This window comes from Stenotrophomonas sp. NPDC047960, from assembly GCF_043204395.1.
Classification (GTDB): domain Bacteria; phylum Pseudomonadota; class Gammaproteobacteria; order Xanthomonadales; family Xanthomonadaceae; genus Stenotrophomonas.
Genome location: NZ_JBIDBX010000004.1, coordinates 228480 through 240938 on the forward strand (window position 1 = coordinate 228480; position 12459 = coordinate 240938).

General features: G+C 65.1%; 9 protein-coding genes, 1 pseudogene and 1 riboswitch. Of the genes and pseudogenes, 4 read left to right on the forward strand and 6 right to left on the reverse strand.

Going from position 1 to position 12459, the window contains the following annotated elements; genetic code table 11:
- Positions 1–102: 102 nt before the first annotated feature.
- A riboswitch (glycine riboswitch) is annotated at positions 103–204 on the forward strand.
- An 85-nt stretch (positions 205–289) separates the two neighbouring features.
- The gene (gene gcvP / locus ACGFZ3_RS11015) at positions 290–3169 is read left to right on the forward strand and encodes an aminomethyl-transferring glycine dehydrogenase (RefSeq protein WP_392920543.1); all 2880 of its coding nucleotides are present in this window, start codon (positions 290–292) and stop codon (positions 3167–3169) included.
- Between the two features lie 282 nt (positions 3170–3451).
- Here gcvP and ACGFZ3_RS11020 read toward each other — a convergent pair whose 3' ends face one another.
- Both ACGFZ3_RS11020 and ACGFZ3_RS11025 read right to left on the reverse strand, forming a co-directional pair.
- Positions 3452–4846, reverse strand: a complete 1395-nt coding sequence (locus ACGFZ3_RS11020) for an amino acid permease (RefSeq protein WP_392920546.1) — start codon at positions 4844–4846, stop codon at positions 3452–3454.
- A gap of 85 nt (positions 4847–4931) precedes the next feature.
- Positions 4932–5642, reverse strand: coding sequence for a PAS domain-containing protein (locus ACGFZ3_RS11025; protein WP_392920549.1), 711 nt, complete (start codon positions 5640–5642; stop codon positions 4932–4934).
- A 180-nt stretch (positions 5643–5822) separates the two neighbouring features.
- On the opposite strand from ACGFZ3_RS11025, the gene ACGFZ3_RS11030 reads away from it, so the two are divergent.
- The 3 genes and pseudogenes from ACGFZ3_RS11030 to ACGFZ3_RS11040 all read left to right on the forward strand — a co-directional run bounded on the left by ACGFZ3_RS11030 (position 5823) and on the right by ACGFZ3_RS11040 (position 8822).
- Positions 5823–7907 (forward strand): catalase, encoded by a 2085-nt coding sequence (locus tag ACGFZ3_RS11030; RefSeq protein WP_392920552.1) that lies wholly within the window; start codon positions 5823–5825, stop codon positions 7905–7907.
- A gap of 13 nt (positions 7908–7920) precedes the next feature.
- Positions 7921–8091 (forward strand): annotated as a pseudogene (locus tag ACGFZ3_RS11035) (HupB); the annotation flags it as partial.
- A gap of 191 nt (positions 8092–8282) precedes the next feature.
- Positions 8283–8822 carry a hypothetical protein gene (locus ACGFZ3_RS11040; RefSeq protein ID WP_392920555.1) on the forward strand — a complete coding sequence of 180 codons (540 nt, stop codon included), beginning with the start codon at positions 8283–8285 and terminating at the stop codon, positions 8820–8822.
- 27 nt (positions 8823–8849) lie between these two features.
- Here the strand turns inward: ACGFZ3_RS11040 and ACGFZ3_RS11045 are convergent, their stop codons facing one another.
- The 4 genes from ACGFZ3_RS11045 to ACGFZ3_RS11060 all read right to left on the reverse strand — a co-directional run bounded on the left by ACGFZ3_RS11045 (position 8850) and on the right by ACGFZ3_RS11060 (position 12258).
- Positions 8850–9074 (reverse strand): hypothetical protein, encoded by a 225-nt coding sequence (locus tag ACGFZ3_RS11045; protein ID WP_392920558.1) that lies wholly within the window; start codon positions 9072–9074, stop codon positions 8850–8852.
- An 87-nt stretch (positions 9075–9161) separates the two neighbouring features.
- Positions 9162–10418 (reverse strand): HipA domain-containing protein, encoded by a 1257-nt coding sequence (locus tag ACGFZ3_RS11050; RefSeq protein WP_392920561.1) that lies wholly within the window; start codon positions 10416–10418, stop codon positions 9162–9164.
- The gene (locus ACGFZ3_RS11055) at positions 10415–10672 is read right to left on the reverse strand and encodes a transcriptional regulator (protein ID WP_392920564.1); all 258 of its coding nucleotides are present in this window, start codon (positions 10670–10672) and stop codon (positions 10415–10417) included. Before ACGFZ3_RS11055 ends, ACGFZ3_RS11050 begins: the two co-directional genes overlap by 4 nt.
- 293 nt (positions 10673–10965) lie before the next feature.
- Positions 10966–12258: an adenylosuccinate synthase gene (locus tag ACGFZ3_RS11060; RefSeq protein WP_392920567.1), complete on the reverse strand. Its 1293-nt coding sequence runs from the start codon at positions 12256–12258 to the stop codon at positions 10966–10968.
- Between the last annotated feature and the right edge of the window lie 201 nt (positions 12259–12459).

Here is a 12459-nt window from a genome sequence, read left to right on the forward strand (position 1 = left end):
GGCTATAATCGCCGGGCTACTGGTGGGAGAAGCGGCGCTTTGTATTGAAGCCCCGCTGCCGAAGGCGCAACGCCCGTAATCGCTCAGGCCCGATACCACCCGCACCAAAACTCTGGAGAGACCGGCCAGTGCCGGCGCCGAAGGGGCACGAAGCACGCAGCCGCGCGCTTTTAAACTCTCAGGCAAAAGGACAGAGGGGCACCCAGGAAGACCGCAGGGTCTGGTGGACCGTTGTCGCCCACGACACGCCCCCGTCCGCGCTTCCGAACGTGCGTGCCCACTCTTTTGGATGCCAGCCATGTCCCAGAACACCCCCTCCCTGCGCGAGCTTGAACACCACCACGCGTTCGTCGAACGCCACATCGGCCCCAACGACGCCGAAATCGCGCAGATGCTCGACGTGGTCGGCCACGCCTCGCTGGACGCACTGACCGACGCCATCGTGCCGTCGGGCATCAAGTCGCCGGCCGCGCTGGCGCTGCCCAGCTCGCTGACCGAAGTGGAAGCGCTGGCCAAGATCCGGGCCATCGCCGACAAGAACCAGGTGTTCCGCACCTTCATCGGCCAGGGCTACTACGGCACCCTCACCCCGAACGTCATCCTGCGCAACGTGCTGGAAAACCCGGCGTGGTACACCGCCTACACGCCGTACCAGGCCGAGATCTCGCAGGGCCGCATGGAAGCGCTGATCAACTTCCAGACCCTGTGCGCCGACCTGACCGGCATGGAGATCGCCAACGCTTCGCTGCTGGATGAAGCCACCGCCGCGGCCGAAGCGATGACCCTGGCAAAGCGTTCGGCCAAGAGCAAGTCCGACACCTTCTTCGTGCACGATGCCGTGCACCCGCAGACGCTGGAACTGCTGCGCACCCGCGCCGAGCCGATGGGCATCGTGCTGCGCGTGGGCACCCCGGCCGAGGCCATGGAAGCCGAAGCCTACGGCGTGCTGCTGCAGTACCCGGACACCTTCGGCCACATCGGCGATTACAAGGCACTGGCCGATGCCGTGCACGCGCGTGGCGGCCTGGTCGCCGTGGCCACCGACCTGCTGGCGCTGACCCTGATCGCCGCCCCCGGCGAATGGGGCGCGGACATCGTGGTGGGCAACTCGCAGCGCTTCGGCGTGCCGTTCGGCTTCGGCGGCCCGCACGCGGCGTTCATGGCCTGCCGGGATGCCTACAAGCGCTCGATGCCGGGCCGCCTGATCGGCGTGTCGGTCGATGCCCAGGGCAATGCGGCCTACCGCCTCACCCTGCAGACCCGCGAGCAGCACATCCGCCGCGAGAAGGCCACCTCCAACATCTGCACCGCGCAGGTACTGCTGGCGGTGATGGCCTCGATGTACGCCGTGTACCACGGCCCCGATGGCCTGACCCGCATTGCCCGCCGCACCCACCGCCTGGCCGCGATCCTGGCGGCCGCGCTGCGCACCGCCGGCGTCAACGTCGGTGAGCAGTTCTTCGACACCCTGCACGTCAAGGACATCGACGCCGCAGCGATCCACGCCAAGGCCGCCGCCGCCCGCATCAACCTGCGTGCGATCGACAGCGAAGCGGTCGGCATCAGCCTGGATGAAACCACCACCCGTGCCGACATCATCGCGCTGGGCCGGCTGTTCGGTGCCGACGTCGACGTGGAAGCACTGGACGCGACCACTGCCGACGCCCTGCCGGCCGGCCTGGTCCGCACCAGCGCGTTCCTGACCCACCCGGTGTTCAACACGCACCACAGCGAACACGAGCTGCTCCGCTACCTGCGCTCGCTGGCTGACAAGGACCTGGCAATGGATCGCACCATGATCCCGCTGGGCAGCTGCACCATGAAGCTCAACGCCACCGCCGAAATGATCCCGGTGACCTGGCCGGAATTCGCCAACATCCACCCGCTGGCCCCGGCCGACCAGGCCGCCGGTTACAAGGAACTGATCGACGGGCTGGAAGCGATGCTGGTGGAGTGCACCGGCTATGACGCGGTGAGCCTGCAGCCGAACTCCGGTGCGCAGGGCGAGTATGCCGGCCTGCTGGCGATCCGCGCCTACCACCGCTCACGCGGCGAAGGCCACCGCGATGTCTGCCTGATTCCCGATTCGGCGCACGGCACCAACCCGGCCTCGGCGCAGATGTGCGGCATGAAGGTGGTGGTGACCAAGACCGACGGCAATGGCAACGTCGATGTGGAAGACATCCGCATCAACGCCGAGAAGTACAGCGACCGCCTGGCCGCGATCATGATGACCTACCCCTCCACGCACGGCGTGTTCGAGGAAGAAGTGGTCGAGATCTGCGAGATCATCCACAAGCACGGCGGCCAGGTGTACACCGACGGCGCCAACATGAACGCCCTGGTTGGCGTGGCCAAGCCCGGCAAATGGGGCTCGGACGTCTCGCACCTGAACCTGCACAAGACCTTCTGCATTCCGCACGGCGGCGGCGGCCCGGGCGTGGGCCCGTGTGCGGTCAAGTCGCACCTGGCCCCGTTCCTGCCGGGCAAGCTGGGCGACAACGGCCCGGTGGGCATGGTCAGCGCGGCCAGCTTCGGCAGCGCCTCGATCCTGCCGATCAGCTGGATGTACATCACGCTGATGGGTACCGAAGGCCTGCGCAAGGCCACCCAGGTCGCCCTGCTCAACGCCAACTACATCGCCAAGCGCCTGGCCCCGCACTTCAAGACGCTGTACACCGGCCGCAACGGGCTGGTGGCGCACGAGTGCATCCTGGACGTGCGCCCGCTGGAGAAGACCTCCGGCGTGGGCGCGGAAGACGTGGCCAAGCGACTGATCGACTTCGGTTTCCACGCCCCGACCCTGAGCTTCCCGGTCGCCGGCACGCTGATGGTCGAACCCACCGAAAGCGAATCGCTGCATGAGCTGGACCGCTTCATCAACGCGATGATCCAGATCCGCGAGGAAATCGCCGCAATCGAAGACGGCCGCCTGGACCGCGAAGACAATCCGCTCAAGCACGCCCCGCACACCGCCACGGCGGTGTCGGCCAGCGAGTGGTCGCACGCCTACCCGCGTGAACTGGCCGCCTTCCCGCTGGCCAGCCTGCGCCAGCAGAAGTACTGGCCGCCGGTGGCGCGCGTGGACAACGTGTACGGCGACAAGAACGTGATGTGCGCCTGTATCCCGGTGGATGCGTACAAGGAAGACGAGGGCGTGGAGGTTTGATTCCTCCAGCCTGGTGAAACGAAGACGGCCCGCGCAAGCGGGCCGTTTTTGTTTACCAGGACGCATAGGGCCACGCCCTGCGTGGCTGCTGCTCGGCGCCAGATGCCGATGGATTCATGCAAGAAGCACAACGCGAACAACGCCAGCCTGCGAGGCCCTTTGCATTGAGCTGATTCCCATGGTGCACACAACATCCGGCGGTGATCAAACGGATTGCCTGCAGGAGCGCTGAAAACGAAACGGCCCGCATTCGCGGGCCGTGTCATTTCCATCCTGCAGGCGTTAGACGTCCTGCCGGTTCCGACGCACCCGCCGTGCCACTTCGCTGGTGATCGCGATCACCGCGGTCAGCGCGGCCATCGACAGGAACTGCACGCGGGTGTGGGCTTCGGAGAGCAGCAGGCCGAAGATCAGCGCCAGCACGCACAGGCCGAGTACGGTCAGGTACGGGTAGCCGGCCATGCGGAATGGCAGGCGGGTGCCGTCGCGGTTGGCGCGGTGGCGCAGGATCAGCTGCGACAGCAGCGAAATCGTCCACACCAGCAGACAGGTGGAGCCCACGATGTTAAGCAGCACCGGCAATACCTTGTCGGGGAACAGCAGCTCCATCACCGTGGCGGCGAAGCCGAACAGCACGCTGGCCAGCACCGCGATGATCGGCACGTGGCGTGGGTCGGTCCAGCCCAGCACCGCCGGGGCTTCGCGGCGGCGCGCCAGCGAGTACATCATGCGCGAGGCGCCATACAGGTTGGCGTTGAGCGCCGACAGCAGCGCGATCACCGCGATCAGGGTGATGGCCGTGGCCGCCCCCGGGATGTTGGCTACCTGCAGCACGGCGGCGAACGGCGACTTCAGCGCTTCGCTGGTCCAGGGCACCACGGCGATGATCACGCTCAGCGAGCCGATGTAGAACACCAGGATGCGCCAGGCCACGGTGCGGATGGCACGGGCGATGCTGCGCTCGGGGTCTTCGGTTTCGGCCGCGGCGACCGCCACGATCTCGGTGCCGCCGAAAGCGAACACCACCACCAGCAGCGCCGCGCCGATCCCGGCCAGGCCGTTGGGGGCGAACCCACCGTGCTGGGTGAAGTTGCTCAGGCCCGGCGAGACCACGTCCGGCAGCCAGCCCATCAGCAGCGCCACGCCGATCAGGATGAACCCGATGATGGCGGCCACCTTGAGGATGGCGAACCAGAACTCGAATTCACCGAAGTTCTTGACCCCCAGCAGGTTGATCGCAGTGAAGAACAGCATGAAGGCCAACGCCGCCATCGGTACCGGAATGACCGGCCACACGGTGGCCAGCAGGCCGGCCGCGCCAACCGCTTCGGCGGCGATCACGATCACCAGCTGCACCCACCACAACCAGCCCACCGTGGCGCCGGCAGTGGCGCCCATGGCGTCGGCGGCGTACACCGAGAACGCGCCGCTGGTCGGCTTGGCCGCGGCCATCTCACCCAGCGCGTTCATCACGATGATCACCAACGCACCGGCGACCAGGTAGGACAGCAGCACGGCCGGTCCGGCGGCCTGCACGCCCACGCCGGAACCCAGGAACAGGCCGGCGCCGATGGCGCTGCCCAGGCCCATCATGATCAGCTGGCGGGGTTTGAGTGAGCTCCCGAGGCGGGTGTCGGCGGGTGCGGCGGCGGAGGCCGGAATCTGGGATGCGGGCATCGGAATCGATTGGCGGGCAACAGGTGCGACACCATACCTTGTCCAGCCGGCAGACGGGATAGGGGCAGTGCCCATGCCCCTGTAATCAGGCCTCTGCGCGCTCCGCGATCTGGGCGCGATAGGCCCGTGGCGACACCCCGACCTCGGCCTTGAACTTGCGGGTGAACGCGCTCTGGTCGGTGAACCCGCAGGCCTGGCCGATGCTGGCGATGGTATCGCTGCCGTGCAGCAGATGCACGGCCATCTGGATACGCAACCGGGTCAGCACCTGCTGCGGGGTCATCTGGAACACCCTGCGGAAGGTGCGTTCCAGCTTGGACAGCGAGAACCCGGTGATATCCAGCAACGTCTGCATGCGCACGTTTTCGGCGTAATGCGCGTTCAGGTGCGCCAGCGCCAGCCGCAGCTGCTCATAGTGGGTGCCCAGACTGTCCTTCTGCCCCAGGTCGCGCGAGATGCCGATCAGCCCCCGGATCTGCCCGTCCACCAGCAGCGGCCGCTTGCAGGTCAGGCACCAGCCCGGCTCGCGGTTGGCGAACAGGTGCAGCTCCATCAGGTTCTCGATCACCTTGCCAGCCAGCACCTGCGCATCCTGGGTAGCGTAGTCCGCGCCCAGCCCGGTGGGGTAGATCTCGGCGGCGGTGCGCCCGATCACCTCCTTGCGCGATTTCAGCCCCAGACGGCGCAGCATGGTCTGGTTGATGTGCGTGTAGCGCCCTTCACGATCTTTCATGAAGAACAGTACGTCGGGGATCGCATCGAACAGGGCTTCGATGTCGGCAGGTTCAACGCGCATGCGGGGGCGGCTGGAGGGTGGACACGGTGACAAGGATACCCGCCCTGCCGCCGGCCGGTTCCGCCCCCGGCGCCCGGCGTGAAGCGCAGGTGCAAGCCATGTCGGATTCTCCGACCGGCGATTAACGCGCCGGTCGCCAGTCTCGGGGATTGAACCCCTGCCCGCTCCCGGAGTCGCCTGATGGCCACCAGCAAGCAACGTACCAAGTCCCTCCCCTCGGCCGATGCGCGCGGCGAGGGTGACGAACTGCACCAGCGTGCCGGCGGAGGCCACCCTGCGCTGACCACCAATCAAGGCATCCCGGTCGCCGACAACCAGAACTCGCTGCGCGATACCCCGCGCGGGCCGACGCTGCTGGAAGACTTCATCCTGCGCGAGAAGATCACCCACTTCGACCACGAGAGGATCCCGGAGCGCATCGTGCACGCGCGGGGCAGCGCTGCCCACGGCTACTTCGAACTGACCCGTTCGCTGCAGCAGTACACCCGTGCCCGGGTATTGACCGAGGTCGGCGTACGCACCCCGGTGTTCACCCGCTTCTCGACGGTGGCCGGCGGCGCAGGCTCGGTCGATACGCCGCGCGACGTGCGCGGCTTTGCGGTCAAGTTCTACACGCCGGAAGGCAACTGGGATCTGGTAGGCAACAACATCCCGGTGTTCTTCATCCAGGACGCGATCAAATTCCCCGACCTGATCCATGCGGTGAAGATGGAGCCGGACCGTGCCTTCCCACAGGCCGCCAGCGCCCACGACACATTCTGGGATTTCGTCTCGCTGATGCCCGAGTCCATGCACATGATCATGTGGGCGATGAGCGACCGCACCATTCCGCGGTCGCTGCGCACCATCGAAGGCTTCGGCATCCACAGCTTCCGGCTGATCAATGATGCCGGCGAATCCACCTTCGTCAAGTTCCACTGGCGGCCGAAACTGGGGCTGCAGTCCACCGTGTGGGACGAGGCAGTAAAACTGCAGGGCGCCGACAACGACTTCCACCGCCGCGACCTGTTCGAGGCGATCACCGGCGGCGACTTCCCCGAATGGGAGCTGGCAGTACAACTGTTCACCGAGCAGGAAGCCGAAGCCTTCCCGTTCGACCATCTCGATTCGACCAAGATCATCCCCGAATCGCTGGTGCCGTTGACCGTGATCGGGCGGATGGTGCTGGACCGCTGGCCCGACAACTTCTTCGCCGAAACCGAACAGGTGGCTTATTGCCCGGCAAACGTTCCACCGGGCATCGACTTCAGCAACGACCCGCTGCTGCAGGGCCGGCTTTTTTCTTACCTGGACACCCAGCTCAGCCGCCTCGGTGGCCCGAATTTCCACCAGATCCCGGTCAACGCCCCCAAGTGCCCGTTCGCCAACCATCAGCGCGATGGCCACATGCAGATGAACATCCCCAAGGGCCGGGTGGCGTATGACCCCAGCTCGCTGCAGGGCGACAGCCCGCGTGAAACCGCCGCAGGATTCCCGAGCCACGCCACCCCGGCCGACGACGGCCGCAAGGGACGCGTGCGGGCGGCCAGCTTCGCCGATCATTACAGCCAGGCGCGCATGTTCTTCCGCAGCCTGGAAGCACCGGAGCAGGCCCATCTGGCCTCCGCCCTGGTGTTTGAGCTTTCCAAGGTGGAAACGGTGGCCGTGCGCGAACGCACTGTCAGCCACCTTCGCAACATCGACGAGTCGCTGGCCAAGCGCGTGGCCGATGGCCTGGCGATGCCCGCCCTGCCCGATCCTGCACCTACCGCTACCCCGGCCAAAGACATGCCCAAGGCCCCGGAAGTCCGCGTAATCGGTCGCAACAAGGATCTGCTGAAGGGCCGCTGTGTCGGCATCCTGTTCGATGAGGGCTCCGACGCCGGGCTGATTGGCAACCTGCGCAAGGCAGCGGAGAAAGCGGGCGCGAAGGTCAAGCTGGTTGCGCCCAAGGTCGGCGGCGGCAAGCTCAGCGACGGCAGGCTGCAGCCTGCCGATGGCCAGCTTGCCGGCACGCCCTCGGTGGTGTTTGACGCCGTGGCGATCGTACTGAGCGCCGACGCCGCCAAGCGCCTGACCAAGGAATCGGCCGCGATCGATTTCGCCGCCGACGCCTGGGCCCACCTCAAGGCAATCGCTGCGGACGAAGGAGCGCAACTGCTCCTCAAGACCGCCCGCGTCGGCAAAGACAACGGTGTAGTCGAGGCAGAAGACGCCAAGGGGTTTGTCACCGCCGCCGCCACCCGCCAGTGGACCCGTGAACCGAAGGTCCGCACCCTTGCCTGAAGGAGACCCCACCATGCCCCGTGGAGAAAAATCCAGCTACACCGACAAGCAGAAGCGCCAGGCCGCACACATCGAGGAAAGTGAAAAGGCTGAGGGCCGCAGCGATAAAGCGGCCGAGCGCATTGCCTGGGCCACCGTCAACAAGCAGGACGGCGGCGGCAGGAAGCACTCAGCCAAGCATCGGTAAGGGCGATTCCCACATCACCGGGTTCGTAGCAGCCCCCCGACAACGCATTACCTCGAACCGCAGCAGACGTTGATCCCCGAAACGGGGTGCCGGAAGACACCGGCACCCCGTTTTTCGCTTGACGTCCTGTGCGGCGGATGGGCGATACTCGGCCATCACCGCAGGATGCGGACAGGGGGAACCACTAGATGAAATCTGCACGCACGCTGGCCGTGTTGGCCCTGCTGATGCCGTTGTCCGCACTGGCGCAGACGGCCGTCCATGATGGCCAGGGCAATGCCCTGCCCGATACGTCCTCGGCAAAATCCAGCGAAGGCTTCTCGGCGTCGATGGTGGTTACCGCGGACCCGGAATGGCAACAGAAGTGGGAGAACCCGGTCAACGGGGTGCCTCGCTTCGAACTGGCGACCGAGGTCAAGGAAGGCGGCTCGCTCTACATCCTGTCCTTCCTGACCAACCCGAAGCTGGACGCCGCCGGCATGGCGCAGGTGCGCTGCGACCTGCGGATCACCCGGCCCGACGGCAGCCTGAGCGGCGACGAGCATGACCTGCCCTGCTTCGTTACCCACCTCGATACCGATCCCAACAGTGTCTATCTGTCTTCAGTTGGAATGAAGTTCACTGCTGAAGCCGGCGACCCCAAAGGGACCTGGACAGTGGCGATCACCGTGCACGACACGCTGCGCAACGTCACTATTCCGCTGCAGTCTTCGTTTGAGATGCGCTGACCGCATCAGTCGGCGTGGCGCCACCGGTCAGGGACTTGAGCGCAATCCGGCAACGGCCTTGGCGATGCGGCCGATCACATAGACCACCACGCCGCCGGGGATCAGCACCAAGGCGAGATTTGCCAGCCATGGGAACTGGTCCATACGCGGGCCCAGCACTACCCCAATCGCGAAGATCGCAGCCCCCAACAGCATCATGCCCAGCCCCAACTTCAGATAGATGTTGGTGAGCCCGAAATTCCTGCCAGCCATGTGGCCTTCTTGCCTATGTTGTTCAACGCCTTTGGCGGTGGGTATTGATGGAACCATGATGGGAAGTTGAGCTCAACCCTGCATGTCCTACTGCAGCTGCGCGAGCATCTCTTTTACTGGGCCATGGATGATCCCCCTGAGCAGTCGAGCTTCTCCGGGATCAACGCCGTGAGCGGCGCCGGCTTCATACTCGTCGTAGAGTCTGCCGACATGCGCTTTAATGCGTTCGAGAAGGAAGTCCAGCTCACGTTCTGCTGCACGGGCGTTGATGCCGACGGTTGAGCCAAACGCGATGGCACTACCTCGGTCCTGCCTGTTGTAAGGCAGGCCTCCCGGTGGAGTGACCGGGACATCATCGCCCCAGGCATTGCCAGCTGCGTAGATGCTGGTACAGATCAAGTCGTAGTGCGGCGCCAGTACCCAGCCGTCTGAACTGGCGAAGAAACTGAGGTTCTTCAGATGGGCATCGGAATTGCCGGTGACCAGGTTGAACAGCCACCACCGGTACAGCCTGGCGCGCGTATCGGCCCTGGATACACAGAGATCGATCAGGGCATTGAAAGCTTCCGAGGTCGCCTCGCTGTATTTGTAGAGGGCGTCCAACGAGAGCATCTGGCACCCATCGAGCACCTGCAATCTGCCTGGGGGCGTACGGAAGGTACGGTCAAAGCGACGTACCAGGTAAACCGGCTCGGGAACTCGCTTGATGGATGCTTCCGCAGTATCCATTCCAACGGCCGACGCCAACCGCATCACGAACCACTCGTTGATGGTGGTCTGCCAGTAGTGGTCGAGTTGCGGATGATCGGGCTTCAAGATGTGGGTGGAAGGTTCCGAGCCGACAGGCTCATACAGCCGGTCATCACGCAGGGTCACGGCGAGCTTGTGCTGGGCGCCAGCCAAGGACATCCGTTTGGGCGCATCGTGGCTCAGGGGCACCTGGGGAAGGCGGCGAATGCGCTGCGAGAGCGCCTCATCTGACAAGGGCTCAAGGCCGGCCGGTGCGATGCCCTCGCCGTCTGGCAGCAGCGTGAGCGCACCTGCCGACTCGCGGCCGTAGTAGTGGAGCAGACCAAAATTATCGGCAGCATCCACGCGTGCATCGCGAGCCAGAAGGACCTTTGCGCCCTCCTCCGGCAAGAGGTTGCTGAAGAACCACTGGATCGGGCGCAGCGAAGCGCCGTCGATGATCGAGCCTTGAGCTCGCGGGATCGCAGGCGACAAATCACCGCCCTGCCATGCGGGGTCGTAGTCGAATCGCCACAGGTTTCCCTGTTCGGAAAGGCGACCAACAAGCTCGGTATCCAGCCAGACACACAATAGGCGTGGGGCGGGGATGTTCATTTGTCCAATCGCTTGGATTTAGGCTGCATGAAGGCGTCGGGCACCTGCAGGGTCACTTTGATGCCCAGTTCGTCCAGCGCACGCAGCACTCTTCCCAGTTGCACCGAAGGCTTTCCATGTTCGGCATCGCGCATGAAAACGTGGCTGGAGTCAATGTAGGCAGCCAAGTCGTCCTGGCGGATACCTTGGTTGCGGCGGACGCGGCGAATGATCTCGCCAATGTCCCCGGGGGTTTTCACCTTGATGTCGATCACGGCCGTTGCCACCGAATCTAAGCAGTTGTTTACATGATGCAGCGCGATACGGTTATTTGCAACGAATTCTAAGCAGTAGCTTCGAATTTAGGGCAAACACCGAGCGAATCATCGAAAACTAAACAGTAGCTTCGAAATGTGGACGGGATGCCCATATTGGGTAGACCTCTACCCAAATTGGGCATTTTCGAAGCACTTCGAAAACGCAGAAGCCCCGCTTTCGCGGGGCTTCTGGTTGCCAGGCAGGGCCTGGCACTACGCCGGGGGGTGCCGGGGGTGGCCCGGCGCCTGGATCAGGCGAAGGGGTCCTGCAGGACCATGGTGTGGTCACGGTCCGGGCCGGTGGAGACGATGCTGATCGGGCAGCCGGCCAGCTCTTCCAGGGCGCGCAGGTAGGCACGGGCGGCCACCGGCAGCTTGTCCCATTCGGTGATGCCGTGGGTGTTCTCGTTCCAGCCCGGGAATTCCAGGTACACGGGGGTGCACTCTTCCCAGCCCTGCGCGTCCAGCGGTGCGTATTCGGTGCGCTTGCCACGGTATTCGTAGGCAATGCAGACCTTCAGCTTCTCCATGCCGTCCAGCACGTCCAGCTTGGTGATGCACAGGCCGCTGATGCCGTTGATGGCCACGGCGCGCTTGAGCGCGACGATGTCCATCCAGCCGCAACGACGCGGACGGCCGGTGGAAGCGCCGTACTCGGCACCGCGGTCGCGGATGCCCTGGCCGATCTCGTCGTCCAGCTCGGTCGGGAACGGACCGCCGCCCACGCGCGTGGCATACGCCTTGGCGATGCCCAGCACGTAGTCGATCGCGTCGGCGCCGACGCCGGCACCGGCCAGCGCACCGCCCACGGTGGTGTTGGAGCTGGTGACGTACGGGTAAGTGCCGTGGTCGATGTCCAGCAGCGCGCCCTGCGCGCCTTCAAACAGCACGCGCTTACCCTGCTTGCGCAGATCGTGCAGGATGCCGGCCACGTCGGACTTCATCGGCTGGACGTATTCGCCGAAGGCCAGGGCTTCGTCGTAGGTCTTCTGGAAGTCGACCGCATCGGTCTTGAGGTAATTGGTCAGCACGAAGTTGTGGTAATCCAGCGCGGTGCGCAGGAGCTCTTCGAGCTGGGCCGGGTAATGCAGGTCGGCGATGCGGATGCCGCGGCGCGCCACCTTGTCTTCATAGGCCGGGCCGATGCCACGGCCGGTGGTGCCGATCGCCTTGCCGCCGGCGGCGCGTTCGCGCGCCTGGTCCAGGGCGATGTGGTACGGCATGATCCGCGGCGCGGCCGGGGAGATCTTCAGGCGCGAACGCACTTCCACGCCAGAGGTTTCCAGCTCGGCGATTTCCTTCTGCAGGGCGGCCGGCGAGATCACCACGCCGTTGCCGATCAGGCACAGCGCGTCTTCACGCAGGATGCCCGACGGAATCAGGTGCAGCACGGTCTTCTTGCCATTGATGACAAGCGTATGGCCGGCATTGTGGCCCCCCTGGAAACGCACTACGGCACCGATTTCCTCGGTGAGCAGATCGACGATCTTGCCCTTGCCTTCATCGCCCCACTGGGCACCAAGCACTACGACAGACTGACCCATGACGGGCTCCTCGAATTGTTGCGGCCATCGGGGCCGCGGACGGGTAAACCGTAGCAGGGCCGGCCAGCGCGGAGGTGACGGCTCCAATCGGGGAGCGGTCGGCGAAGGCAGGCCCAGACACGGAAAAAGCCGAACGGGGAGGCCCGTCCGGCTTTTGTGCATTATCCGGGTTTCCGGGGTCGACCGCCACCCTGCAGGGGG

Coding starts and splice junctions, on each gene's coding strand:
- gcvP (WP_392920543.1), top strand. CDS start 290: ATGCCAGCCATGTCCCAGAACACCCCCTCCCTGCGCGAGCTTGAACAC.
- ACGFZ3_RS11020 (WP_392920546.1), bottom strand. CDS start 4,846: ATGCCCGCATCCCAGATTCCGGCCTCCGCCGCCGCACCCGCCGACACC.
- ACGFZ3_RS11025 (WP_392920549.1), bottom strand. CDS start 5,642: ATGCGCGTTGAACCTGCCGACATCGAAGCCCTGTTCGATGCGATCCCC.
- ACGFZ3_RS11030 (WP_392920552.1), top strand. CDS start 5,823: ATGGCCACCAGCAAGCAACGTACCAAGTCCCTCCCCTCGGCCGATGCG.
- ACGFZ3_RS11040 (WP_392920555.1), top strand. CDS start 8,283: ATGAAATCTGCACGCACGCTGGCCGTGTTGGCCCTGCTGATGCCGTTG.
- ACGFZ3_RS11045 (WP_392920558.1), bottom strand. CDS start 9,074: ATGGCTGGCAGGAATTTCGGGCTCACCAACATCTATCTGAAGTTGGGG.
- ACGFZ3_RS11050 (WP_392920561.1), bottom strand. CDS start 10,418: ATGAACATCCCCGCCCCACGCCTATTGTGTGTCTGGCTGGATACCGAG.
- ACGFZ3_RS11060 (WP_392920567.1), bottom strand. CDS start 12,258: ATGGGTCAGTCTGTCGTAGTGCTTGGTGCCCAGTGGGGCGATGAAGGC.